The following is a 25,155-nucleotide window of genomic DNA, read 5'->3' on the forward strand; positions in this document are numbered from 1 at the left end:
CGTCAGGCGCCGACGTAGGCGGCGAGGTGTTGGCCGGTGAGGGTGGAGCGGTCGGCGACGAGGTCGGCGGGGGTGCCCTCGAAGACGACCCGGCCGCCGTCGTGGCCCGCGCCGGGGCCGAGGTCGATGATCCAGTCGGCGTGGGCCATGACCGCCTGGTGGTGCTCGATGACGATGACCGACTTGCCGGAGTCGACCAGGCGGTCGAGGAGGCCGAGGAGCTGTTCGACGTCGGCGAGGTGCAGGCCGGTGGTGGGCTCGTCGAGGATGTAGACGCCGCCCTTGTCGGACATGTGGGTGGCCAGCTTGAGCCGCTGGCGCTCGCCGCCGGAGAGGGTGGTCAGGGGCTGGCCGAGGCTGAGGTAGCCCAGGCCGACGTCGGCCATCCGCTGGAGGATCTTATGCGCCGCCGGGGTCTCGGCGTCACCCCCGCCGAAGAACTCCTCGGCCTCCTCGACCGACATCGCCAGGACCTCGGCGATGTCGCGCCCACCGAGGCGGTACTCCAGCACCGACGCCTGGAACCGGCGGCCCTCGCACTCCTCGCACGGGGTGGCGACCCCGGCCATCATCGCCAGGTCGGTGTAGATGACGCCCGCGCCGTTGCAGGCCGGGCACGCGCCCTCGGAGTTGGCGCTGAACAGCGCGGGCTTGACGCCGTTGGTCTTCGCGAACGCCTTGCGGATCGGGTCGAGCAGGCCGGTGTAGGTGGCCGGGTTGCTGCGCCGCGAGCCGCGGATCGCGCCCTGGTCGACCGAGATCACCTCCTCGCCCGCCGGGATCGAGCCGTGCAGCAGCGAACTCTTGCCCGAGCCCGCCACGCCGGTGACCACGCAGAGCACGCCCAGCGGGACGTCGACGTCGACGTCGCGCAGGTTGTGGGAGTCGGCGCCGCGGATCTCCAGCCTGCCGGTGGCGGCGCGCACCTCCTCCTTCAGCGCGGCCCGGTCGTCGAGGTGGTGACCGGTGGTGGTGCCGCTGGTCCGCAGCCCCTTGACGTCGCCCTCGTAGCAGATGGTGCCGCCCGCGGCGCCCGCGCCGGGACCCAGGTCCACGACGTGGTCGGCGATGGCGATGGTCTCCGGCTCGTGCTCGACCACCAGCACCGTGTTCCCCTTGTCCCGCAACCGCAGCAGCAGGTCGTTCATCCGCTGGATGTCGTGGGGGTGCAGGCCCGTGGTGGGCTCGTCGAAGACGTAGGTGACGTCGGTCAGCGACGAGCCGAGGTGGCGGATCATCTTGGTGCGCTGGGCCTCGCCGCCGGAGAGCGTGCCCGCGGGCCGGTTGAGCGAGAGGTAGCCCAGTCCGATCTCGACGAAGGAGTCCAGGGAGTGGCGCAGCTTGGCCAGCAGCGGCGCGACCGAGGGCTCGTCGAGGCCGCGGACCCACTCGGCCAGGTCGCTGATCTGCATGGCGCAGGCGTCGGCGATGTTGACACCGGCGATCTTCGAGGACCGGGCCGCCGCGCTGAGCCTGGTGCCGTCGCAGTCGGGGCAGGTGGCGAAGGTGACCGCCCGCTCGACGAACGCGCGGATGTGGGGCTGGAGCGCCTCGGGGTCCTTGGCGAGGAACGACTTCTGGACCTTGGGGATCAGTCCCTCGTAGGTGAGGTTGACGCCGTCGACCTTCACCTTGGTCGCCTCTTTGTAGAGGAAGTCGTTGAGTTCTTTCTTGGTGTACTTGCGGATCGGCTTGTCCGGGTCGACAAAGCCCGACTCGGCGTAGACGCGGACCGTCCAGAAGCTGTCGGACTTCCAGCCGGGGATGGTGAACGCGCCCTCGGCCAGCGACTTGGAGTCGTCGTAGAGCTGGGTGAGGTCGATGTCGGAGACCGAGCCGCGGCCTTCGCAGCGCGGGCACATGCCGCCGGTGACGCTGAAGGTGCGCCGCTCCTTCACGGACTTCCCGGCGCGCTCCATCGTGACCGCGCCCGCGCCGCTGATCGAGGCGACGTTGAAGGAGAACGCCTGGGGCGAGCCGACATAGGGCTTCCCGAGCCTGCTGAACAGGATGCGCAGCATCGCGTTGGCGTCGGTGGCGGTGCCGACGGTGGAGCGGGGGTCGCCGCCCATCCGCTGCTGGTCCACGATGATCGCGGTGGTCAGCCCGTCGAGCACGTCGACGTCGGGCCGGGCCAGCGTCGGCATGAAGCCCTGCACGAAGGCGCTGTAGGTCTCGTTGATCATCCGCTGGGACTCCGCGGCGACCGTGCCGAACACCAGCGAGCTCTTGCCCGAGCCGGAGACGCCGGTGAACACCGTCAGCCTGCGCTTCGGGATCTCGACGCTGACGTCCTTGAGGTTGTTCACCCGGGCGCCGTGCACGCGGATCAGGTCGTGGCTGTCGGCGGCGTGCGCCTTGGCGGCCTTGCTCATCGTGTCTCCATCTGCCAGGCGGGGCCTCGCGGGTGTCCGGGTTCTCCGCCGCGCGTCCCCGGCGGCACTGGTCACGCTAGGCGCGGTCCCGGGTCCGCGCTTCTCGATTCCTGACCGGTCGATTCCTGGTGGGCCGGTTCCTGGTTGGTCCCGGGCCGGTCACGCCTCCCTGCGGCGCAGCTCGATCGCCCACGCGTCCACCAGGGCGTCGACGGCACGGGGGTCGTAGCCCTGGCCGACGAAGAACGTGAGGCCGAGCCGCAGGCGGGACAGCTCCTCCGCCGTGACGCCACTGTGGTCGGTCGCCGCGCCGGTCAGCAGGCGGGCCAGGCGGGCGACATCGCCGGGGCGGTAGCCCCGGACGCCGGGCGGGGCGGGCGGCAGCGGCAGGAACGGCACGTCCGAGTCCGGGGGCGGCGGGGCGGGGTCCCCGCCATCGTCCTGCCTGCCCCCGACCGGCACCCGGTCGAGGACCACGGTCCCACCCGATTCGAGGGTGGCGACCACCATGTCGAGGAAGGCGTCCACCTGGTCCTCGTCGTACCCGCGCCGCACCAGCGACGCCGCGTCGAAGACGGCGGCGCGGACGTCGTCGGGGGTCAGCGCGCCCACGCCCGCGAGGGCGGCCTCCACGAGGTCGAGGAAGTCGTCGACCTGGTCCTCGTGGTAGCCGCGCTTGCCCAGGGGGGCGCGGTCGAACTTGACGCCCCGCACCCGCTCAGGAGTCAGCGACATCGGCGAATCCTAGGGCCTGTCCTCAAACCCTGGTCGATGAGAGTCGGGATCGGATCGGTCGCTGGCGGCGGCGCCGCAGGGCCCTCGTACCGGGTCGTACTCGGGTTCTGCGGCGGTGCCGCCAGCGGCCGATCCGGCCCGGCTATCGCGATCAGGGTTTGAGGACAGGCCCTAGGACACGTGGAAGGTGTTCTGGGCCGAGATCAGCCCCTGCCCCACCAATGCCTCCACGGCGTCGGCGCAGCGGTCGACCTCGAAGGCCAGCTCCTTGCGCTCCACGGCGGAGAAGTCCTTCAGCACGAAGTCGGCGGGGTCCATCCGGCCCGGCGGACGGCCGATGCCGAAGCGCACCCGGACGTACTCCTTGGTGGCCAGCGACTTGGTGATCGAGCGCAGGCCGTTGTGGCCGTTCTCGCCGCCGCCCAGCTTCAACCGGAGCTGGCCGAAGGGCAGGTCGAGCTCGTCGTGCACGACGGCCACCTGCTCCAGCGCGGGCTTGTAGAACCGCACCACCGAGGCCACCTGCCCGCCGGAGACGTTCATGTACGAGCGGGGCTTGGCCAGCACCACGCGCCTGCCCGCCAGCCTGCCCTCGAGCACGTCCGCGCCGGACTTGTGGGCCTTGAACCTGCCGCCCACGCGCCCGGCCAGCTCGTCGAGGACCAGGAAGCCGATGTTGTGCCGGTTGCCCGCGTAGGCGGGGCCTGGGTTGCCCAGGCCGACCACGACCGCCGGTGTGTCGTCCACATCCACCCCTCACACATGACGATGCCCCGGGCCTGCGAGGGCCCGGGGCATTGACGCAAAGAACCGAACTCAGCCCTCGGCGGACTCGCTGTTCTTGGGCTCCTCGACGACGCCCGCACCCTCGGTGTCGAGCTCGGCCTCCATCTGGGCCGCGGTCGGGGAGGCGTTGACGGCGACGACCATCGCGTCGGCGTCGGTGATCAGCACCGCGCCCTTGGGCAGCGGGACGTCGCTGGCGTGGATCTGGGTGCCCGCGGTGGCGCCCTCGATGCTCACCTCGACGCTGTCGGGGATGTGCATGGCCTCCACCTCCAGCTGGATGGTGGTGAGGTCCTGGTTGACCAGGGTGCCGTTGGCGGCCTCGCCGGTGATGTGCACCGGGATCTCGACGGTGACCTTCTCACCGCGCTTGACCAGCAGCAGGTCGACGTGCTCGATGTAGTTCTTCAGGGGGTGCGTCGTGACCGTCTTGGTCAGCGCGACCTCGGTCCCAGCGCCCAGGTCCAGCGTCAGCACGGCGTTGTTGCCGTGCTCGCGGACCACGCGGGCGAATTCGAGGGCGGGAAGGGACAGGTGCTGGGGCTCGGAACCGTGGCCGTACAGCACGGCGGGAATCCTCCCCGCGCGACGCGTGCGGCGCGCGGCGCCCTTGCCAAACTCCGTGCGCTGCTCGGCGGCCAGACGTACCTCGGACACGGGGGTGCTCTCCTTGCGGTCGAACGCGGCGGGGGCGCTGCTTCAGGACTGGGAGCGCCTGCGGCGGAGGGGCAGCGGAGAGCATGAAGACGTGCGACTGATGATCAGCCGCCACGTCGATCACGCTGGCACATGGCCCGCCTCGCCGAGGCAACCCCGATAGCTTACGCCGGTACCGAACCCGGGGTGAGGCGGGGGTGTCCGGCAGGCGAAAGCCCCGGTGACCCGCGTGGCGGTGCGGGTCACCGGGGCTTTGCCGTGAGACGTGGGACTAGCGGGGCAGACCGAGCTTGCTGGAACAGTGCGGCCACGCGCCGTAGCCGCCGCGGGCGTCGCGGAGCTTGGTGGCGATGGCGATCTGCTGCTCGCGGCTGGCCTGGTGCGGGTAGGCGGCGTACTGGGAGCCGCCGTAGGCGTCCCAGGTGCTCTTGTTGAACTGCAGGCCGCCGTAGTAGCCGTTGCCGGTGTTGATGGCCCAGTTGCCGGTGGCCTCGCACTGCGCCAGCCGGTCCCAGACCTGGCCGTCGGGGATGACCGGCACGGGCGGCTTCTTGGTGCCGACCTTGACCTTCTTGGCCTTCGGCTCCTTGGTGACCTTGGAGCCGATCTCCTCGCGCTTGACCTCTTTGCCGTTCTTCGAGGTCACCCGCAGGGTCGCCATCCGCTCGCCGGGCACGCCGGGCTCGACGACGACGGTCTTGCCCTGGTCCAGCGTCGGGTCCTCGACCTCCTCGACCGGGGGCGCGATGGCGACCTTCTGGTTGATCACCGTGACGCCGGTCCGGCTGATGCGGACCTCGGCGCCCGCGCCCAGCTTGGTGTCCGCGGCCGGGGTGAGCGCGTCGGCCTTGCCGACGGTCAGGCCCAGCTCCTGGAGCAGCTCGCCGACGGTGACCGCGGTGGTCTTCATCGGCTTGGGGGCGCTGCCGCCGTCGTAGAGCGTGATGCCCTTGACCGTCTTGATCTCGACGGCCATGCCCTCCAGCGGCACGGGGGCGTCGGCGGGCGCGGAGACCCACGAGCCGTTGAGCGGCGCGTTGGCCTGGCGCAGCGCGTCGCCGAGGTTGGTCGCGCGGACCCAGACCTCGGTGCGCTCGCCGTCGACGGTCATCGCCAGCGGGCGGCCGCGCTCCAGCACGATGTGGCCGTCGTCGCCGATCTCCGCGGCCGGGGACGGGCTGATGAGGTCGTGCTGCCCGACGGTGATGCCCTCTTCGGCGAGGACCTCGGAGACGGTGTCGGCGTAGGTGTTGACCTCGCGGGTCTGGCCGTCGACGTTGACCGTGACCTGGTTGTTCATCGCGATGGCCGCTGCGCCGCCGCCGACCAGCGTGGTCAGCACGGCGGCGATGGTGGCCTTGAGGAAGGTCGACTTCCAGCGCCGGATGGCGGTGACCAGGCCGGGCGAGGGCGCCGAGTCGGGCTGCGGCGATGAGGAGATCTCGTCGGGGATCACCGGCAGGACGGTCGTCTCGGCGTTGATCAGCCGGATGAGCTCGTCGACGTCGACGCCCGCGGTCGCCATGATCTCCTCGGCCTGCGGGCCGAGGGCGTGGCGCACGTCGTGCGGGGTGACGGCGAGGGCGTCGGAGAAGCCGGTGTCGCAGTCGTACTCCGGGAACTGCGAGCGCCAGGCGTGGAAGTCCGCGTCGCTCTCGTCCACGGTCGCCACCGCCGCGGGGGCGCCGACCGGGGTGAACCAGTCGGTGTCGGCGAAGTAGCTGTCGTGCGAGTTCTGTTTACCGCTCACTTTGGGTCGTGTCCTCCGAGGAAGGCGGAGCCGTCGTCCGCGCGCTGGGGTGTGTCCCACCTGCCAACTTCGACTGGCGAAATGCACTCCTTCTCGCGCGGCGCGGCACTGCGCCTCGTGCTGTGTCGACCCGCAGCCGGCCACCCCGACGGTGTACTGGCTTGCTCCGGGTGCCCGCGACGGTGTGATCGCGGGAGGTACGATCACGGGACAGTAACGAGGGTCGGGGGGTCGCGCAAACACCTGCGGCAAACTCGTGAGACCCGTCACACCGGAGAGTGAGCAAGCTGTCCCCCATTCATCGCAATCTCTCACCGCGGGAATCATGGGATGTTACAGAGGGCAACGAAAACAGTCGATCCGCCGTGGCCGAGACCGTCGCGGCCAACTCGGCCACGTCCACTCGGCGCAACTCCGCGATCGCCCGAGCGGTGTACGCCGCGCAGTACGGCTCGTTGGGCCTGCCGCGGAACGGGTGCGGGGTCAGGTACGGCGCGTCGGTCTCCACCAGCATCCGGTCGGCCGGGACGTAGGCCGCGGCCTCCCGCAGCGCCGCGGCGTTGGTGAACGTGACGGGTCCGGCGAAGCTGAGCACGTAGCCGCGGTCCACGCAGCGGCGGGCGAAGTCGAGGTCGCCGGAGAAGCAGTGGAAGACGACGTCTTCGGGTGAACCCTCGGCGTCGAGGACCGCCAGGATGTCCTCGTGGGCGTCGCGGTCGTGGATCATCAGCGGCTTGCCGACGCGTTTGGCCAGGTCGATGTGCCAGGCGAAGGCGTCCTTCTGGGCCTGCGGCGGGGAGTAGTCCCAGTAGTAGTCCAGGCCGGTCTCCCCCACCGCGACCACGCGCGGGCGGGACACCAGGTCCTCGATCGCGGCGCGGTCGGCGTCGGAGAAGGCCGCGGTGCGGGTCGGGTGGATCGCCACGGCGGCGAAGACGCGCTCGTCCCAGGTGGCCGCCTGCGCCGCCCAGCGCGCGGCGGGGAGGTCGTCGGCGACGGTGATGACCCGGTCGACGCCCGCCTGGGCGGCGCGGTCGAGCAGCGCCGCCACCCCGGCGGCGTCGGTCGCCCCGCACGCGTCGAGGTGCGTGTGGGCGTCGATGACCGGCGCCGGGAGGGCGTCGGGGATTGGCGGGCGCTCGCCGCGGCGCGGGGTCACTTGATGATCGGGGCCCACTCGGGGCCGGTCTCGCCCAGTTCGGCGTCGAGCTTGGCGAACAGCGGGGACGGCTTCTCCAGCGGCCTGCCGACCTCGATGTCCACCGACGCCCACTTGGCCTGCTCGGCGGCGTAGTCGCCGGTCAGGATCGGGTAGCCGCGCTCGGGCACGTCGAGGTCGGTGACCTCATCGATGCGCGGCTGGGCCGACCACACCCCGGTCCCGCCAAGGGCCTCGTGGACCTTTTGCGCCGCGTGCGGCAGGAACGGCGTCAGCAGCGTGTTGGCGTCGGAGACGACCTGCAGCGCGGTGTGCAGGATCGTGTCGCGGCGCTCGGGGTCGTCCTTGCGCTTCCACGGCTCCTCGTCGGAGAGGTACTTGTTCGCCGCGGACACCACGCGCATGGCCTCGCTCGCGGCGGCCTTGAACCGGGAGCGGCGCAGGTTGTCGCCGACGGTGGTGAACGCCTGCCGGGACAGCTCGCGCAGGGCGGCGTCCTCGGCGGTCGGGGCGCTCGGGCGCGGGATGGCGCCGACGTTCTTGTGCGCCATGGCGACCGAGCGGTTGACCAGGTTGCCCCACTCGTTGGCCAGCTCGAAGTTCGTCCGCCGGACGAACTCGTCCCAGGTGAAGTCGGTGTCCTGGTTCTCCGGGCCCGCCACGGAGATGAAGTAGCGCAGGGTGTCCGGGCCGAACTGGCGCAGGAAGTCGCGCACGTAGATGACCGTGCCGCGGGAGGTGGAGAACTTCGACCCGCTCATGGTCAGGAACTCGCTGGAGACGACCTCGGTGGGCAGGTTCAGCGTGCCGAACCCGCCCGGCTCGCCGCCCTTGTCGCCCGCGCCGTTCTGGCCGAGGAGCAGGGACGGCCAGATGAGCGAGTGGAAGACGATGTTGTCCTTGCCCATGAAGTAGTAGCCCTGGGCGCCCGGCGTCCAGAACTCCTTCCAGGCGTCGTCGTCGCCGCTGCGCCGAGCCCACTCGACGCTGGCGCTGAGGTAGCCGATCACCGCGTCGAACCAGACGTAGAAGCGCTTCATCGGCGCGTCGCGCCAGCCGTCGAGCGGGACGGGGACGCCCCAGTCGAGGTCGCGGGTGATCGCGCGCGGGCGCAGGTCGTCGAGCAGGTTGGCGCTGAACTTCAGCACGTTCGGGCGCCACTCGGTGCGGGTGGACAGCCAGGAGCCCAGGGACTCGGTGAACGCGGGCAGGTCGAGGAACAGGTGCTCGGTCTCGATGAACTTCGGGGTCTCGCCGTTGATGCGCGACACCGGCCTGATCAGGTCGGCGGGGTCGAGCTGGTTGCCGCAGTTGTCGCACTGGTCGCCGCGCGCGCCGTCGTAGCCGCAGAGCGGGCAGGTGCCCTCGATGTAGCGGTCGGGCAGGGTGCGGCCGGTGGACGGGCTGATCGCGCCCATCTGGGTCTTGGGGACGACGTAGCCGTTGCGCCAGAGGCTGAGGAACAGCTCCTGCACGACCTTGTAGTGGTTGCCCGTCGTGGTGCGGGTGAACAGGTCGTAGGACAGGCCCAGGCCCTGCAGGTCCTCGGCGATGACCCGGTTGTACTTGTCGGCCAGCTCGCGGGTGGACAGGCCCTCTTTGTCGGCCTGCACCGAGATGGGCGTGCCGTGCTCGTCGGTGCCGCTGACCATGAGCACCCGGTTGCCCGCCATGCGCTGGTAGCGGGAGAAGACGTCGGAGGGGACACCGAAACCGGAGACGTGGCCGATGTGGCGGGGCCCGTTGGCGTACGGCCAGGCGACCGCCGTCAGCACAGGGGTGCTCATGGCCACCTAGCCTACGGACGCCGGGCAACGCGGTTTCGCTGGGCTGACCGCGCGGGTGATCAGGCCGGGGGCTTGCGCCGCCCGCCCATCCGGAGCTGGTTGTCGGCCAGTGACCCGTCGATGATCCGGGCGGCGACGTCGCTGAGCTTGCGGTTGTGGCCGCGGGCGTAGTCACGCATGGCCTGGAACGCCTGGTCCATCCCCACGCCAGAGCCTTGGGCGAGCATGCCCTTGGCCTGTTCCAGCTGGACCCGGCTGTGCAGGGCGTTCTGCAGCTGGGTGGCCAGCAGCTCGCCCGCGCTGATCGCGCGCTCCTGTATGAGGCCGACGGTGGCCACGTCGGCCATGGCCTGCCCGATCCCCAGGTCCGCCTCGCCGAGGCTGCCGGGTTTGGTCCGGAACAGGTTCAGCGCGCCGATCGTCTCGTCGCGCAGGCGCATCGGGAGTGCCTGCGCCGAGTGGAACCCCCGCTGCCGCAGCTGCTCGGTGAAGGCGGGCCACGACGAGCGCATCGCGGGCAGGTCGTCGCGGGCCACGGGACGTCCCGAGCGGTAGCAGTCCAGGCAGGGGCCCTCGTTGTTCTGCAGTTCGTAGAGCTCCAGCAGCCGGGCCTCCTCGGTGGAGGAGGCCATCACGTGGAGCCCGCCGTGGGCGTCGGCCAGCATGATCCCGGCGGCGTCGGCGTCGAGCAGGTCGACGCTGCGGGTCACCAGCGTGTGCAGGAAGTCGATGACGTCGAAGTCGGCCACCAGGGTGTCCGCGAGGTCGCGGAAGGTGGCCGCGAGGAGCTGTTCCCTGTCTGTCACTGCCCCAAGGGTCATGGACTTTCCCTGTCGCGTCGTCGTGCCGGACTCGCTGAGGTCCGGGATGGTCAGCGGTCCTGGCGTGTCACGGTAGAGGTCCATGACTCCGACGCGGGCGGCGCCGACCCGCAAGAATTCCGGGTCATCCATTTGGTCCGCGCGCCCGAAACGGCGTGCGCGCGGTCCGGGTGGATGTCGAAGCCCGCATCCATCCCGGTCACCCGCAATGGCATGAGAACCGGGCGCGTGTTCGCGACAATGGACAGGCCCGCCTCGGCCACCATCGCCGCTTCCCTGATATTGACGAGAACGGCGATACCGGCCGCGTCGAAAAAGCTGACGGCGGTGAGATCGACGACCAGGTGGCGGATGGAATTCCGCAGGGGCGCGATGAGGCTGTCGCGCAGCACCGGGCCGGTGAGCAGATCCACCTCGCCGGTCACCGCGAGCACGACGACGCGGCGGGGCAACGGGTGGGCCGTGACGGTCAGCAGATGCCTGGGGTGCGGGCGGCCCGACAGGACGGTGACCAGGGCGGTGGCAGGGAGCGGCAGGAGAAAAGTCATGAGTCGGCCCCTCGGCTAGCGGATGTCACGCCGGGGTCCAGGGCACTTGTGCAAAATCATACACCTCCCCAGCCCTTCCAACGATTTGAGAAAATGACCCCTCCTCCTGAGGCGGAGGTACGACCATTCGAGGTACTTCGATATACATTCCGGTGACGACGGAGTAAATTCGAGATTGCCCAAGACCTCGGTAGCGCGGAAAAGGCGCGAACCGGGGTCCTTTTGTGCTCGTTCACCCCCAGGAACAGAAGGCGTCATGCGCAAGTCCCGCACGTCCATCCATACCGCGATCGGGGCCGCCGTCGTCATCGGCGGCATGGCCGTCGTCGCCCCGGCGGCACAGGCCATCACCATCCCGGTGGCGTGCGGCGAGAACGCCCTCGTCACGGCGGTCAACCTCGCCAACTCCACCCCCACCGCCGACACCCTCGTCCTGGCGGGCGGCTGCACCTACCGCCTGAGCGCGCCCCACGGCGGCCTGACCACCGGTCTGCCGGTGATCACCACGCCCATCGAGATGATCGGCCCGGCGACGATCACCCGCTCCTCGCTGCTGCGCTTCCGCATCGCCGAGGTCAGCTCCACCGGCAGCCTCACCCTCACCACCTCGGTCGCGCTCACCAACGGCAGCGTCGTCGGCAGCGGCGGCGGCATCCTCAACCGCGGCGCGGTGACCCTCACCAACAGCAGCCTGAGCCGCAACGCCGCGACCCTCGACGGCGGCGGCCTCGCCAACGCCGACACGGACTCCGGCACCGCGCCCGCCGCGACGTTCACCAGGAGCCCGGTCCGCAACAACAGCGCGGTGCTGCGGGGTGGCGGGATCTACAACGGCACGCGCGGCACGCTGACGACCACCGGCGTCTCCGGCGGCCCCATGGCGATCAGCGGCAACACCGGCGCGGAGGGCGCCGGGGTCGCGGCGGTCAACTCGACCGCGACCACGATGACCCAGACCGCCGTGACGACGAACAAGGCCCTGCTCACCGCGGGCGGCGTCTTCCGCATCGGCGGCACCATGACCACCACCAACTCGCCGATCAGCGCCAACACGCCGAACAACTGCGTCGGCAGCGTCCCCGCTGTGCCCAACTGCACCGGGTGACCCGACGCGCGGGGCCTCCTCCTTACACCAGGGGGAGGCTCCGCCTCCTGTCCGCAGGACGCTCAGCGCACGGCGGCGTCGTAGAGGGCCTTCTTGCTGACGCCGGTCTCGGCGGCGATCGCCGCGACGGCGTCCTTGAGGCGGGTGCCCGCGGCGGCCATCTCCCTGGCGCGGGCGACGAGGGTGTCGAGGTCGTGCTCCAGCGGCTCGGCGCCCGCGAGGACGACGGTGATCTCGCCGCGGAGGCCGGGCTCGGCCCAGGCGGCGAGTTCGGGCAGCGTGCCGCGGCGGACCTCCTCGTAGGTCTTGGTCAGCTCGCGGCAGACCGCGGCACGGCGGGTGGGGCCGAGCAGGTCGGCGGCGTCCTCGAGGAGGCTGTGGATTCGGTGCGGGGACTCGAAGAAGACGGCCGTGCGCGGTTCCCTGGCGAGCTGGGTGAGCCAGCGGGCGCGCTCGCCGGGCTTGCGCGGGGCGAAGCCCTCGAAGCAGAACCGGTCGCAGGGCAGGCCGGACAGGGCCAGGGCGGTGGTGACGGCGGAGGGGCCCGGCAGGCAGGTGATCGGCAGGTCGTCCTCGACGCAGGCGGCGACGAGGCGGTAGCCGGGGTCGGAGACGCTGGGCATGCCCGCGTCGGTCACCAGCAGGACGGTCTGGCCGTCGTGGACGGCCTGCCGCAGGCCATCGATCTTCTGCGCCTCGACGGCGTCGTAAAAGCTGACCATGCGGCCGGTCGTGGTGACCTGCAGGGCCGCGGCAAGCGTTTTCGTCCTGCGGGTGTCCTCGGCGGCGATGACGTCGGCGGTGGCGAGGGCGTCCTTGAGCCGCGGCGAGGCGTCCTGGACGTTGCCCAGCGGCGTGGCGGCGAGGACCAGCCTGCCCTCAGCCACGGCCGGTCCGCTTGACCTCGGTGTGCAGCTCGGTGGACTTCCAGTCGCTGAAGAAGTCGGACACCACGACGGTCCGGTCCGCGCCGATCTTGTGCATCCGGTCCAGCACCCGCTGCGGAATCTGCTTGTCCGCCTGGGTCAGTTCCCCCTTGCGGAAGACCAGCTCGTCGCGCTTGAACAGCCCCAGCGTCCGCACCTCCTCGAAGTCGCGCCACAGCAGCGTGATCCGCACGCGGTCCTTCACCAGGACGATCCCGCCGGGGACCAGGGTGAGCGAGCGCCCGCGCAGGGAGATGGCGGTGTAGGCCCCGAACATCAGCCCGATGCCCGCGCCGATCAGCAGGGCGCCCAGGACGTCGTTGGCGCCGATGACCAGGTCGATGAGGAGGTTGACGGAGGTCACCACCATCGCGGTGACCGCGGCGGTGGTGACCGCGTAGACGAAGGTGAAGGCGGGGGTGGGCCGAAAGGTAGTCGCCACGACGGGGCAGCGTACGCGCCCCCGCCGACCGGCCCGCGGCGCGAAATTGTGATCGGGGTCATCCCGACGCGGATCGCACACGGCGCGGCCTACGATCTGCACTCGTGAGCGTCCTGGTGGCCGAAGACGAGGCGGAGCGGGCCGTGGCCTCGGAGCCGCGCGTGCCCGACGCGGTGGAGCGGGCCCGGCTGCGGGTCACCGGGCGGCCGATGCCGCTCGACCGCGGGCGGGCGTGGCTGGTGACCGCGGTCATCGGGCTCATCGGGGGGATCGTCCGGTTCCAGAACCTGGGCTACCCCACCGACAAGGGCACGCCGGTCTTCGATGAGAAGCACTACGTCCCGCAGGCGTGGCAGATGCTGCGCAACGGCGGGTTCGAGGACAACGCGGGCTACGAGCTGACCGTGCACCCGCCCCTGGGCAAGCTGCTCATCGCGGGCGGGGAGTGGATCTTCGGGTACAACGGCTGGGGCTGGCGCTTCGCCGCCGCGCTCGCCGGGGCGCTGATGATCGTCATGATCGTGCGGATCGCGCGCAGGCTGACCCGGTCGACGCTGCTCGGCGCGGTCGCGGGCATCCTGCTCATCGCCGACGGCGTGTCGCACCTGCAGTCCCGCATGGGGATGCTCGACATCTTCCTGGCCTTCTTCGTGCTCGCGGCGTTCGGCTGCGTGCTCGTCGACCGCGACCAGATGCGGGCCCGGCTGGCGACGGCGGTCAGCGAGGGCTGGGCGGGCGAGTCGGCGTTCGGGCCGCGCCTCGGCGTGCGCTGGTGGCGGCTGGCCGCCGGGGTCATGATCGGGCTGGCGTGCGGGGTCAAGTGGTCGGGCCTGTACTACATGGTCGCGTTCGGGCTGCTCACCGTCCTCTTCGACGCCACGGCCCGGCGCGCGGCGGGCGTCCGCAGGCCCTGGCTGGGCGCGCTGGTGCGGGACACCGCTCCGGCGCTCTGGGCGTTCGTCGGCGTCGCGCTGCTGGCCTATTTGGCCACCTGGTGGGGCTGGTTCACCGGCGAGACGAGCCTGGACCGGCACCTGGTGGCCACCACCGGCGGCGACCCGTGGTCGGTGGTCAAGGGCGCGGTCGGATCGCTGTTCCAGTACAGCGAGCACGTGCTGAAGTTCCACAGCGAGCTGGTCACCAAGCCCGACCAGCAGCACCCGTGGGAGTCCAAGCCGTGGACGTGGCCGATGGGCCTGCGCCCGATGCTCTACTACTACGAGGGCAGCACCACCGGCTGCGGTGAGGTCACCTGCGTCTCGGCGACCATGCTGATCGGCACCCCGGCGATGTGGTGGCTGGCCCTGGCGATGGTGGGCTGGAGCCTGTGGCGGATCTTCACCCGCCTGGACTGGCGCTACGTCGCGGTCCTGGTCGGGTACCTGGCGGGCCTGCTGCCCTGGTTCCTCAACATCGACCGCCAGATGTACTTCTTCTACGCGACCCCGATGGCGCCGTTCCTGGTGCTGGGCCTGGTGCTGGCGCTGGGCCACGTCCTCGGGTCGAGCAGGCAGGGCCCCGAGCGCCGGGGCACCGGCCTGCTCGCCGTCGCGCTGTACGTCGGGCTGGTGGTGGCCAACTTCGTCTGGCTGTGGCCGATCCTCAACGGCGACCCGATCACCGAGGCCCGGTGGCAAGCCGAACTGTGGCTGCCGTCCTGGCGCTGACCTCGCGGTGGCGCGGGATCGGGTCCACGGCGGCCAGGTCCGCGCTGATCCGCGCCCAGTCGCGGTCGATGACGTCGGTGGTGCCCGCGAGGCGCTGACCAGCGCGGTGGTTGCGGTCGAGGAGGAGGACGAGGGCCGCGGCGAGTGCGATCAATACGAGCATGGCACTAAGTTTGCGCTCCACCAATTCCTGCCACGAGTGGCAGCACTGACCTTGTGCCACAAAATCCTGCCAGCTAGGGTTCGGCCATGCTCACGACCATCGCCGCCGTCCTCATCGACGACGTGGCGCCGTTCGAGTTCGGGGTCCTCTGCGAGGTCTTCGGCATCGACCGCTCCGAGGACGGCGTGCCGCCCTTCGAGTTCCGCGTGTGCGGGGAGCACCCCGGCAGGCCGGTCCCGACGAACATCCCGAAAGTCACCCTGACCCCGGAACTGGGGCTGGAAGCCCTCGTCGGCGCCGACCTGGTGGCCGTCCCGGCCGCGAACATCCGCGACGACTACCCGCCCGCCGTCCTGTCCGCCCTGCGCGAGGCCCACGACGGCGGCGCGACGCTGATGTCGGTGTGCAGCGGCGCGTTCATCCTCGCCGCGGCGGGCCTGCTCGACGGCCGCGCCTGCACCACCCACTGGCGCCACGCCGACCAGTTCGCCGAGCGCTTCCCCGCCGCGCACCTGGACCCCGACGTGCTCTACGTCGACGACGGCTCGATCGTCACCAGCGCGGGCACCGCCGCCGGGATCGACGCCTGCCTGCACCTGGTCCGCCGGGAACTGGGCTCGGCGGTCGCGGTGGCCATCGCCCGGCGCATGGTCGTGCCCCCGCAGCGCGACGGCGGGCAGCGCCAGTTCATCGACCTGCCCGTGCCCGCGTGCACCAGCGACAGCCTCACCCCGGTGCTGACCTGGATGCTGGAGACCATCGCCCAGGAGCACACCGTCGCCGCCCTGGCCAAGCGCGCGGCGTTGTCCGAGCGCACCTTCGCCCGCCGCTTCGCCGCCGAGACCGGCACGACCCCGCACCGCTGGCTGTCGACGCAGCGGGTGCTGCACGCGCGTCGGCTGCTCGAGGAGACCGCCCTGTCGGTGGACGAGGTGGCGCGCCGCTGCGGCTTCTCCACCGGCGCCCTGCTCAGGCACCACTTCCAGAAGATCGTCGGGGTCGCCCCCGTTGACTATCGGCGCACCTTCGCCGGTCGGCCCGCCTGACCTGCGACACTGCTGGGCGTGCCCAGGATCACAGACGAAACCCACGGCGTTGTCGTGGTCACGGTCGCCGAGACCCGCGTGCTGGCCGCGGTGGGCGCGCGAGCCGCGGAGATCACCCGAGCGGGCGAGCGAACCCGCCAGGACGTCCCGATCGGCACCCGCGACCCCGACCGGCTCTCCCTGCTGATCGACGGCCGCAGAGCGCGCCTGGTGCCCGGGGTCGGCAAGTACAGCCGCAAGTCCTACCGCGTCGAGGCGTGGGTGGGCGATGCGCACTACCTGCTCAAACCCGAGGCGGACGGCAGCGCGCTGTGCGTCGACGGCGCCGAGCGGGCGTTCTTCCCCGGCGGCGACCAGCCCGCGATCTGGCTGCCCGACCAGGCGACCAGCCGCGACGCCATGGTCGGCTACGCCTTGGTGGGCGCCTTCGGCGTCGGCGCCCGCAGCCTCTACGACGCGGTGATGACCGTGGCGGTCATGCCGGTCGTCGGCGGTAAACCACCCGCCTGACCGATCGCCCGGCCCGCCGATCCGCCCGGCCCGCCGATCCGCCCGGCCCGCCGATCCGCCCAGCCTGCTGATCTCCCCGGCCCGCTGATCCGCCCGGCCCAGCGGACCTGTCAGCTCATGATCGGGGTCAGCTCATGATCGGGCGGCCAGCGAACACCGCTGGCTCGTGGATTGGGCGGCTGGTGGATCTGCCGGGCCAGCGGATCTGCAAGTTCGGGGCTCGGGCGGCTCGTAGGTCGGGCGGGTCAGCGGATCGGGCGGCTAGCGGATCGGGCGGGTGCGGTCGGCGCCTTCGATGTCCTCGCGGCGGACGATCTGGGTGACCGGGCCGGTCTCGGTGTGGCCCTCGCGGGAGAGCCAGTCGCTCAGTTCGCGGGCCACCGCCTGCAGGGTCGGGCGGCGGCGGGGGTCGTTGTCCAGAGCGGCGCTGAGCAGGCGCAGGTGGGCGCTCTGCTTGGGCACCTCGCTCAGCGGCTCGGCCTTGGCCGCGGCCATCAGCGCGGCCATCGCGTTCTCCCGCGAGCCCCGCGGCGGCTGGCCGGTCAGCGCGTAGCTGACGGTGGCGGCCAGCTGCCAGGCATCGGAGGCCGGGGTGGCGTTGGCGCCCGCGGCGGTCTCCGAGGCCAGGAAGTCCGGCGTGCCGACCATCATGCCGGTGGCGGTCAGCGTCGAGTCGCCCTTGGACCTGGCGATGCCGAAGTCGATCAGGTGCGCGTTGCCGTCCGGGTCGAGGATGATGTTGGACGGCTTGACGTCGCGGTGCAGGACGCCCTTGGCGTGCGCGGCGGCCAGCGCGCCCGCCATGGTGATCCACAGCCGGGCCGCGGCGACGTCGTCGACCGGCCCGCCGGTGGTGACCCGGTCGGCCAGCGGCTGGCCCTCGATGTACTCCATGACCAGGCCGAGTCCCTCGGGCTCGGAGACGATGTCGTACACCCGCACGCAGTTGGGGTGGTGCACGGCGGCCAGCGCGCGGGCCTCGCGGAGCATGCGCTCCTCGGTCTCGGCGTCGGGGGCGTGCGCCATCTTCACCGCGACGGTGCGGTCGAGCTGGGTGTCCACGGCCAGCCACACCGTGCCGAAACCGCCGCGGCCCAGCGCGCGGACCTTGCGGAAGCGGCTGCCCGACGGCCGGATCTGCGGCGGGGTGGCCGCGCCGCGCGGGGTGAACGGCAGCGGACCGGGGTCCGCGGCCAGGGCGCCCTCGGGCTCGCCGCGCAGCGTCGGGGGGTGCGACGGCCGCGGGCCCACCGGGGCCGCGGGCTGGTACGGCCCGCCCTGCCCGACCGGCGGCTTGTAGCTGGGCAGCGGCGGGGGCGGCTGGTACGGGGGCGGCTGCTGCCCGGAGAGCAGCGGCGCGTGCTGGCCGGACAGCAGCGGGCTCTGGTTCTGCGGCGGGGTCTGGCCGGGCTTGTGGTTCTGCAGCGCCGCAGCCGAGTCGACCCTGGTCGCCTGTGACGGGTTCTGGCCCGGCTTGGCGTTCTGCAGCGCCGCGGCGGCGTCGAGCCTGGTCGCCTGCGGCGGGCCCGCGACGCGGGCGGAGTCGGCCTGCCGCGGGCGGACGGGCTCCGGGTGCTGCGGCGCGGGCGGCTCCGGCCGGGCGGGCTCGGGGCGCTGGTAGCGGCGCTCGATGGTGGCCCAGCTCGGCGGCCCGATCACCAGGACCGGGATGAGCCCGAGGACGGCGATCGGCAGGAAGCCCGCCCACAGGTGCGCGGCGGTGTTGGCCTCGATCGGCAGCGTCAGCAGGACGAAACCCGCGAAGGGCCCCCACAGCAGCCTGCCCGGCCACTTCGGCCCGCGGCGCAGCGCCAGCCTGCCCTGCATCAGCACGAACAGCAGGCACAGCCCGGGGACGATGAGCAGCATCAGCACCCGCAGCAGGTACATCGGGGTGCTCTCGTAGGGGTGGAACAGCACCTCGTAGGCGTTGGCGCGGCCGCCGAGGTACGCGGCCTGGGTGCCCTCCACCCAGCAGTGGCTGTCGTCGAAGGTCGCCAGCTCGGCCTTGGACAGCGGGACGGCCTCCCCGGCGAAGACCCGCTGGTAGACGGCGCCGACGCCGTTGGACAGCAGCCACGGCAGCAGCATCGCCATGACGCCGCCGATCACGGCGAACGTGGTGATCGTGGCGGCGTTGTAGAGGTTGCCGGTGAACTTGCGGACCAACGCGATGGTGACCGCGCCGAGCGTGGGCAGCAGCGCGATGAGTGCTCCGGCTGTGCTCGTCGCCCACACCCAGTCGCCGGGACAGATCCCGGGTCCGAAGATGCTGTGCGCGAACGACAGCAGCGAAGCGGCCAGCTCGAGCACTGCGTCCACTGCTCCTCTCTGCTCCAAGCCGTCGGTGGTGTTGGAACCAGCCTAGTGCCGAACGGACGGCGTCCTCGGGGCTTATCCACAGGACGTTCCGCAGCCGTCGAGGTTGTCCACAGGCGGGCTCGGACAGTGGCAAGGTATCGGGCAAGGTATCGGGGAGGACCAGCCGACCATCACGGAGGCCGCGACATGGGCGGACACGCCGAGGCGCACCGGCGCAGCATCGCCGATCCCGAGGGCTTCTGGCTCGACGCCGCCCGCGCGGTGGACTGGACCCGCCCGCCGACGCGCGCCCTGGACGACTCCGGCGCCCCGCTCTACCGCTGGTTCCCCGACGGGGAGCTGAACACCTGCCACAACGCCCTCGACAGGCACGTCGCGGCGGGCCGGGGCGAGCAGGTGGCGCTGGTCCACGACTCCCCCGTCACCGGCACGCGGACGAGCCACACCTACGCCGAGCTGACCGACCTGGTCGCGCGCTTCGCCGGGGTGCTGGCCGGGCTCGGCGTCGGCCGGGGCGACCGGGTGATCGTCTACCTGCCGATGGTCCCGCAGGCCGCGGTGGCCATGCTGGCGTGCGCGCGGCTGGGCGCGGTGCACTCGGTGGTCTTCGGCGGGTTCGCCCCGCGGGAGCTGGCCTCGCGCATCGATGACGCGACGCCGAAGGTGATCGTGGCCGCCTCCGGCGGGATCGAGCCGACCCGGGTGGTGCCCTACCGCCCGATCATCACCGAGGCGCTGGCGCTGAGCACCCACCAGCCCGACCACGTGGTGGTCCTTCAGCGCCCGCAGGTGCCCGCGGAGCCGGAGCCCGGCGACGTCGACTGGGACGCGGCGATGGCGGGCGCGGAACCGGTCCCGTGCGTTCCCGTCCGCGCGACGGACCCGCTGTACGTGCTCTACACCTCAGGGACGACCGGCAGGCCCAAGGGCGTGGTGCGCGACAACGGCGGGCACGCGGTGGCGCTGGCGTGGTCGATGCCGAACATCTACGACATCCACCCCGGCGAGGTCTTCTGGGCCGCCTCGGACGTCGGCTGGGTCGTCGGCCACTCCTACATCGTGTACGCGCCGCTGTTGATCGGGGCGACAACGGTGTTGTACGAGGGCAAGCCGGTCGGCACGCCGGACGCGGGCGCCTTCTGGCGGGTGATCGCCGAGTCCGGCGCCAAGGCGCTGTTCACCGCGCCGACGGCGTTCCGGGCGATCAGGCGGGCCGACCCGGACGCCGCCGAGCTGGCGAAGTACGACCTGTCGGCGTTCCGGACGCTGTTCCTGGCAGGCGAGCGGCTGGACCCGGAGACCTACCACTGGGCTGCGGAGAAGCTGGGCGTGCCGGTGGTCGACCACTGGTGGCAGACCGAGACCGGCTGGCCGGTCTGCGCGAACCTGCGCGGCCTGGCGCCCATGCCGGTCAAGCCGGGCAGCCCGACCGTGCCGGTGCCCGGCTTCGACGTGCGGGTGCTGGGCCCGGACGGCGCGGTCCTGCCCGCGGGGACCGAGGGCGCCATCGCCATCGCGCTGCCGCTGCCCCCGGGCACGCTGTTGACCCTGTGGGGCGACGACCAGCGCTACATCGACTCGTACCTGAGCCAGTACCCGGGCTACTACCTGACCGGCGACGGTGGCTATTTCGATGACGATGGCTACCTCTACGTCATGGGCCGCACGGACGACGTGATCAACGTGGCGGGCCACCGGCTGTCCACCGGGGCGATGGAGGCCGTCCTGGCCGGTCACCCCGCGGTGGCCGAGTGCGCGGTGATCGGGGTGCGGGACTCGCTCAAGGGCCAGCTGCCGCGGGGGTTCGTGGTGCTCAAGGCGGGCGCCGACATCGATCCGGACACCCTGCGCGAGGAGCTGGTGGCCGCCGTGCGGGCGCAGATCGGGCCGGTGGCCGCGTTCCGCGACGTGTCCATCGTGGACGGCCTGCCGAAGACCCGCAGCGGCAAGATCCTGCGCAAGACCATGCGCGGCATCGCCGACGGCCGGGCCGAGCCGGTGCCGTCGACGATCGAGGACCCGGCCGTGCTGGAGGCGCTGCGGCCGATCCTGCTGGGCTGAGAAACGCCGATGGGCCCGCCGGAGCGGGCCCATCGGGAAAACCAGGTCTACTTCGTCTCCTCGGCGGCCTGCGCCTCGGCGATCTTCGCCCGCACCTCGCCCATGTCCACGGCCTTGACCTGGGTGATCAGGTCCTCCAGCGCGGCGGCGGGCAGCGCGCCGGGCTGGGCGTAGAGCACCACGCCCTCGCGGACGGCCATCACGGTGGGGATGGACGAGACGCCGAACGCCTGCGCGAGGGCCTGCTGCGCCTCGGTGTCCACCTTGCCGAAGACGACGTCGGTGTGCTTGTCCGACGCGGCGTCGAAGACCGGGGCGAACTGGCGGCACGGGCCGCACCAGCCCGCCCAGAAGTCGACCAGCACGGTGTCGCCCGCGCCCACGACCTCGTCGAAGTTGTCGGTGGTCAGCTCGACGGTTGCCACATGGCCTCCCTGTATTCGGCTGTCATCCAGGTTAACGAACCTGCTCCTGGGTGCATTCCCCGTCCACGGGGGTCAGCAACCCTGAATGCGTCCGGGCTAACGCGGGCGGTAGGCCGTCAGCGTGACCGACGCGGTGACGTGGACGGGGCCGCCCATGCGGGCGATGCGATCGGCGCGGTCGCCGCCGCTGTGGAAGGCGTTGGGCCCCATGCCGACGAGCGCGGCGACGTCCGCGGGGGTCAGGGAGAGGGGGAATTCACAGGTGGTCTGACTTCGTACAGCGAAGTGCGGGTCGAGGCGGGCGTCGATGCGGTCCTGTTTGCCGTCCTCGACGCTGAGCAGGTCCAGCTCGGCCACCAGCTCGGCGAGGTGCCTGGCGGTGGGCGCGGCGACCAGCAGCGTCCCGTCGGCGCGCAGGACGCGGCGCAGCTCGGCGGGGTTGCGGGGGGCGAAGACGTTGAGCACCAGGCCCGCGGTCGCCTCGCGGACGGGCAGCGGCTGCCAGAGGTCGCAGGCCACGGCGCCGATGGCGGGGTGGGCCCGCGCGGCGCGGCGCAGGGCGGGCTTGGCGGAGTCCAGGGCGATTCCCGGGCCGGGGTGCCTGCCCAGCACGGCGGCCAGGTAGTGCCCGGTGCCCGCGCCCGCGTCGACCACGCAGCCCTCGCCCGGCTGGACGAGGGCCGTCAGCGCCGACACCAGGGGCGCGTAGTGGCCCGCGTCGAGGAACGCGGCGCGGGCGGCGACCATCTCGGCGGTGTCGCCGCTGGCCGGGGCGCTGCCGCGCAGCAGGGTCACGTAGCCCTGCCTGGCGATGTCGAAGGTGTGTCGCCGGGGGCAGCGCAGCGCGCCGACGTCCGCCGCGAGGTCGTCACCGCAGTGCGGGCAGACCAGGTGCGGCAGGACGTCGGCGAGCATGCGCCGACCCTACGGTGCGGCTCAGCGCCTGCCGAGTGCTCCGCGGACCCTCGGGCTGACCAGGGCGAGAGCGCCGGCGATCAGCAGGAGCAGACCGGTGATCAGCAGCCAGCCGGGGTTGGCGCCGGTGTCGGCGAGGTCGTCGCCGCCCGGGTCGCCAGGGTTGCCGGGGTTGCCCGGGTCGCCAGGGCCGGTGCCGCCGGAGGTCGGGGTGACGTCCGGAGCCGTCGTGCCGCCCACGCTGGTCGTGGTGCCAGGCGAGGTGGTGCCAGGCGTGGTGGTGGTGCCCGGCGAGGTGGTCGTCGTGGCCGTGGTCGGCGTCGTGGTCACGTCCACGTCCACGCCGCAGGCGAACCAGTGGCTGATGTCGGCGATGTTGCCGCCGTTGTTGAGCGGGGAGCGCAGGTCCAGCCAGGGCAGCTCGCCGAGGTTCCCCGCGTCGTACTTGTTGTACCTGGGACCGCCCTTGACGATCACGCCGACGACGTCGACGCCCGCGGGCTCGGCGGTGATGTCGACGTAGGTCTTGTCCACGGTGACATCGGTGAGGACGACCCCGTGGCTGCCGGGCCAGAGCGTGGGGCAGTCGTCCCGTCCCCCCGGCTCGAACACGACGTTGCCTTCGACAACGGTCGCGCGGGGGTCTTCAGCGGCCTGCGCCACCGCTACCGATGGCAGGCAGCTCAGAATCCCCGCGAGTAGTGCGACTGCTCCAACACGTCCCAGTGTGACCACGTTCTCAACCTTCACTCGGGCATAGGCCATATGGGCGATAACGACCTTCGGGGACGGAAGTTATCGCACACACGTTGCGAGTCGGTCACGTTGCCTGGTCACCAAATAGGGTGAAGTCAGAGGTCCGCCAACGCGGAGGCGATCGCCCGGTGGAACGTCGGGTAGGCGAAGACCATCCCGCGCAGCGTCGAGACAGGCACCTCGGCGTGCACGGCCACGGCCAGCGCGCCGAGCACCTCCCCGCCCGCCGGGCCCGCCGACGTGGCCCCGACCAGCACCCCGCGGTCGTCGTCCACCACCAGCTTGATGAAGCCCTCGTTGCCCGCCTTGTGAATCCAGCCCCGCGAGGACGACGGGATCAGCGTGGACCCCGTGCGCACCGCCAGCCCCCGCTCGCGCGCCTGCGCCTCGGTCATCCCGACCGCGCCGACCTCTGGGTCGGTGAAGGTCACCCACGGGACGGCGCGGTAGTCCCCGCCCTGGGTCTCGCGGCCGAGGATGTCGGCCAGCGCGATCTCCCCCTGGTACATCGACATGTGGGTGAAGGCGCCCTCGCCGGTGACGTCGCCGATGGCCCACAGCCCGTCGGCCGCGCGCATCCGCTTGTCGACGGGGATGCCGCGCGCGGACTCGTCCAGCCCGAGCGCGCCGACGCCGAGCGCGGCGAGGTCGGTGCGCCTGCCGGTGGCGACGAGCACCTGGGCGGCCCTGACGGTCTCGCCGTCGACCACGACGGAGAAGTTCACCCCGTCGTGGCGCACCTGGGTGACCGTGGCGCCGGTCCGGACGTCGATGCCCTCCGCGGCGAACTGCTCGGCGATCAGCTCCCCGGCCTCGGGCTCGTCGTGCGGCAGGAGCCGGTCGGCCGACTGCACGACCGTGACCCGGGCGCCGAAGCGGCCGAAGGCCTGGGCGAACTCACAGCCCACGGGTCCGCCGCCGATCACCACCAGCTCGCTGGGCACGGCCTTGGCCCGCACGGCGTCGCGATTGGTCCAGAACGGCGTGCCTGCCAACCCGTCGATCGGCGGGACCGCGGGGTCGGTGCCGGGGTTGAGCACGATCCCCCGCTCGGCGTGGACGACCACCTCGTCGTCGGCGCGGCGCACGAGCAGCTCGCCGGGACCGGTGATCCGCGCCCGGCCGCGCAGGAACTCCGCCCCGGCCTTGACGAGCCGGTCGACGGCGACGGCGTCGTCCCAGTCGTCGGTGGCCTCGTCGCGGATGCGGGCGGCGACCAGGCTCCAGTCGGTGTGCACCTCGGCGGTCCCGGCCAGCTCGCCGACCCGGCGCGCCTCGGCGAGGGAGTCCGCGGCGCGGATCATCATTTTCGTCGGCACGCAGGCGTAGAAGGGGCACTCGCCGCCCACGAGCCGGGACTCGATGGCCGCGACCCTGAGCCCGGCCTCCGCAGCCCCGGTGGCCACCAGCTCACCGCCCGGCCCCAGTCCGACCACCGCGATGTCGACCCGCACCGACTGCGTCACACCGACTCCGATCCCTTGGTTCCCGTGTGCGGTCAACTCTGCCACCACGGGCCGATCCCGGCCGCCCCCACGGGCGACCGGGATGGGAGGACCGGGCTTACTGGAAGATCACGTCACTGCAGAAGTAGTACGACTGGTCCATGTGGCTGGCCTGCCAGATCGTGTACACGACGTGGCGGCCGGTCCGGGTGCCCGCGTTGACGTTGACCCGGTAGGCGCCGTCGGGCGCGTAGCGCCCGGTCTGGGTCACGTGCTCCAGGTTGCTCCAGCCGAGGGTCTGCGTGGTCGGGTCGAACCCCTGGCGCGTGATGTAGACGCGGATGTAGTCCGCCCCGTGCCGGGCCTGGTCGGTGACGGTGAGGGTGAACTGGCGCGGCTTGGTGGCCGCCTGCCACCTGCCGGGCTTGTCCATCGAGCGGTAGCGGCCGTTGTCGGTCAGCCCGCCGCTGCACAGCTGCCCGTTCGGGATGGCGCCCTGGTGGTTGCCCTGGAGGTTCTCCCGGTACAGCCCGTTCCAGTTCCACATCGCGTTGGTGTTGTCCTGCCACGCCTGCCAGCACATCGGGTCCTGGGTGGCCATGGCCGGGTTCTGGAAGTCGTGCCCCCACCGCTGCCAGCAGCCGTAGTTGCGCGACGCCGGGTCGGTGGTCGACCCGTGTGCCGACGCGACCCCGGGTATGACCACCATCCCGGCCATCAACAGTCCGGCAACCGCCAGCCCAGCGGTCAGTCT

General features: G+C 71.8%; 23 protein-coding genes. 5 read left to right on the plus strand and 18 right to left on the minus strand.

Features of this window, described 5'->3' with window-relative positions; all coding sequences use genetic code 11:
* Positions 1–2: 2 nt before the first annotated feature.
* The 9 genes from ACTG9Q_RS09825 to ACTG9Q_RS09865 all read right to left on the minus strand — a co-directional run bounded on the left by ACTG9Q_RS09825 (position 3) and on the right by ACTG9Q_RS09865 (position 10,618).
* Complete coding sequence (locus ACTG9Q_RS09825) at positions 3–2,375, minus strand: ATP-binding cassette domain-containing protein (RefSeq protein WP_455572351.1); 2,373 nt, start codon at positions 2,373–2,375, stop codon at positions 3–5.
* Positions 2,376–2,534: 159 nt separating this feature from the next.
* Entirely contained in the window at positions 2,535–3,110 is a 576-nt protein-coding gene (locus tag ACTG9Q_RS09830; protein WP_455572352.1) for a DivIVA domain-containing protein, read from the minus strand.
* Positions 3,111–3,281: 171 nt separating this feature from the next.
* A complete protein-coding gene (pth, locus tag ACTG9Q_RS09835) occupies positions 3,282–3,857 on the minus strand; it encodes an aminoacyl-tRNA hydrolase (protein ID WP_455572353.1) in 576 nt (191 codons plus the stop codon).
* A gap of 69 nt (positions 3,858–3,926) precedes the next feature.
* A complete protein-coding gene (locus tag ACTG9Q_RS09840; protein ID WP_455572354.1) occupies positions 3,927–4,553 on the minus strand; it encodes a 50S ribosomal protein L25/general stress protein Ctc in 627 nt (208 codons plus the stop codon).
* A 271-nt stretch (positions 4,554–4,824) separates the two neighbouring features.
* A complete protein-coding gene (locus tag ACTG9Q_RS09845; RefSeq protein WP_455572355.1) occupies positions 4,825–6,303 on the minus strand; it encodes a transglycosylase family protein in 1,479 nt (492 codons plus the stop codon).
* Positions 6,304–6,601: 298 nt separating this feature from the next.
* Entirely contained in the window at positions 6,602–7,462 is an 861-nt protein-coding gene (locus tag ACTG9Q_RS09850; RefSeq protein WP_455572356.1) for a TatD family hydrolase, read from the minus strand.
* Entirely contained in the window at positions 7,459–9,249 is a 1,791-nt protein-coding gene (metG, locus tag ACTG9Q_RS09855) for a methionine--tRNA ligase (protein WP_455572357.1), read from the minus strand. Before metG ends, ACTG9Q_RS09850 begins: the two co-directional genes overlap by 4 nt.
* A gap of 59 nt (positions 9,250–9,308) precedes the next feature.
* Complete coding sequence (locus ACTG9Q_RS09860) at positions 9,309–10,055, minus strand: ANTAR domain-containing protein (protein WP_455572358.1); 747 nt, start codon at positions 10,053–10,055, stop codon at positions 9,309–9,311.
* Between the two features lie 65 nt (positions 10,056–10,120).
* A complete protein-coding gene (locus tag ACTG9Q_RS09865) occupies positions 10,121–10,618 on the minus strand; it encodes an STAS domain-containing protein (protein WP_455572359.1) in 498 nt (165 codons plus the stop codon).
* Between the two features lie 256 nt (positions 10,619–10,874).
* On the opposite strand from ACTG9Q_RS09865, the gene ACTG9Q_RS09870 reads away from it, so the two are divergent.
* Positions 10,875–11,723, plus strand: a complete 849-nt coding sequence (locus tag ACTG9Q_RS09870) for a hypothetical protein (RefSeq protein WP_455572360.1) — start codon at positions 10,875–10,877, stop codon at positions 11,721–11,723.
* Positions 11,724–11,785: 62 nt separating this feature from the next.
* Here ACTG9Q_RS09870 and rsmI read toward each other — a convergent pair whose 3' ends face one another.
* Both rsmI and ACTG9Q_RS09880 read right to left on the minus strand, forming a co-directional pair.
* Entirely contained in the window at positions 11,786–12,610 is an 825-nt protein-coding gene (gene rsmI / locus ACTG9Q_RS09875) for a 16S rRNA (cytidine(1402)-2'-O)-methyltransferase (RefSeq protein ID WP_455572361.1), read from the minus strand.
* Complete coding sequence (locus ACTG9Q_RS09880) at positions 12,603–13,091, minus strand: hypothetical protein (RefSeq protein WP_455572362.1); 489 nt, start codon at positions 13,089–13,091, stop codon at positions 12,603–12,605. The genes rsmI and ACTG9Q_RS09880 overlap by 8 nt, the downstream gene beginning before the upstream one ends.
* Before the next feature lie 143 nt (positions 13,092–13,234).
* Here ACTG9Q_RS09880 and ACTG9Q_RS09885 point away from each other — a divergent pair, with 143 nt between their 5' ends.
* A complete protein-coding gene (locus ACTG9Q_RS09885; protein ID WP_455572721.1) occupies positions 13,235–14,758 on the plus strand; it encodes a dolichyl-phosphate-mannose--protein mannosyltransferase in 1,524 nt (507 codons plus the stop codon).
* Here ACTG9Q_RS09885 and ACTG9Q_RS09890 read toward each other — a convergent pair.
* Complete coding sequence (locus ACTG9Q_RS09890; RefSeq protein WP_455572363.1) at positions 14,709–14,921, minus strand: hypothetical protein; 213 nt, start codon at positions 14,919–14,921, stop codon at positions 14,709–14,711. The genes ACTG9Q_RS09885 and ACTG9Q_RS09890 overlap by 50 nt on opposite strands.
* Before the next feature lie 86 nt (positions 14,922–15,007).
* Between ACTG9Q_RS09890 and ACTG9Q_RS09895 the strand changes: the two genes are divergently transcribed.
* On the plus strand, positions 15,008–15,967 hold the full coding sequence (locus tag ACTG9Q_RS09895) for a GlxA family transcriptional regulator (protein ID WP_455572364.1): 960 nt from the start codon (positions 15,008–15,010) through the stop codon (positions 15,965–15,967).
* Between the two features lie 18 nt (positions 15,968–15,985).
* The gene (locus ACTG9Q_RS09900) at positions 15,986–16,477 is read left to right on the plus strand and encodes a hypothetical protein (RefSeq protein ID WP_455572365.1); all 492 of its coding nucleotides are present in this window, start codon (positions 15,986–15,988) and stop codon (positions 16,475–16,477) included.
* 261 nt (positions 16,478–16,738) lie between these two features.
* Here ACTG9Q_RS09900 and ACTG9Q_RS09905 read toward each other — a convergent pair whose 3' ends face one another.
* Positions 16,739–18,799 (minus strand): protein kinase domain-containing protein, encoded by a 2,061-nt coding sequence (locus ACTG9Q_RS09905; RefSeq protein WP_455572366.1) that lies wholly within the window; start codon positions 18,797–18,799, stop codon positions 16,739–16,741.
* Between the two features lie 186 nt (positions 18,800–18,985).
* Here ACTG9Q_RS09905 and ACTG9Q_RS09910 point away from each other — a divergent pair, with 186 nt between their 5' ends.
* A complete protein-coding gene (locus ACTG9Q_RS09910; RefSeq protein WP_455572367.1) occupies positions 18,986–20,860 on the plus strand; it encodes a propionyl-CoA synthetase in 1,875 nt (624 codons plus the stop codon).
* Positions 20,861–20,907: 47 nt separating this feature from the next.
* Here ACTG9Q_RS09910 and trxA read toward each other — a convergent pair whose 3' ends face one another.
* From trxA to ACTG9Q_RS09935, 5 genes are all read right to left on the minus strand, one after another.
* Positions 20,908–21,285: a thioredoxin gene (gene trxA, locus ACTG9Q_RS09915; protein WP_455572368.1), complete on the minus strand. Its 378-nt coding sequence runs from the start codon at positions 21,283–21,285 to the stop codon at positions 20,908–20,910.
* Positions 21,286–21,381: 96 nt separating this feature from the next.
* Positions 21,382–22,200, minus strand: coding sequence for a putative RNA methyltransferase (locus ACTG9Q_RS09920; RefSeq protein WP_455572369.1), 819 nt, complete (start codon positions 22,198–22,200; stop codon positions 21,382–21,384).
* 21 nt (positions 22,201–22,221) lie between these two features.
* Positions 22,222–22,863: a hypothetical protein gene (locus ACTG9Q_RS09925; protein ID WP_455572370.1), complete on the minus strand. Its 642-nt coding sequence runs from the start codon at positions 22,861–22,863 to the stop codon at positions 22,222–22,224.
* 188 nt (positions 22,864–23,051) lie between these two features.
* On the minus strand, positions 23,052–24,422 hold the full coding sequence (locus tag ACTG9Q_RS09930; RefSeq protein WP_455572371.1) for a dihydrolipoyl dehydrogenase family protein: 1,371 nt from the start codon (positions 24,420–24,422) through the stop codon (positions 23,052–23,054).
* A 97-nt stretch (positions 24,423–24,519) separates the two neighbouring features.
* Positions 24,520–25,119: a lytic polysaccharide monooxygenase auxiliary activity family 9 protein gene (locus tag ACTG9Q_RS09935; RefSeq protein WP_455572372.1), complete on the minus strand. Its 600-nt coding sequence runs from the start codon at positions 25,117–25,119 to the stop codon at positions 24,520–24,522.
* Positions 25,120–25,155: the final 36 nt, after the last annotated feature.

This window comes from Actinokineospora lacus (assembly GCF_053813445.1).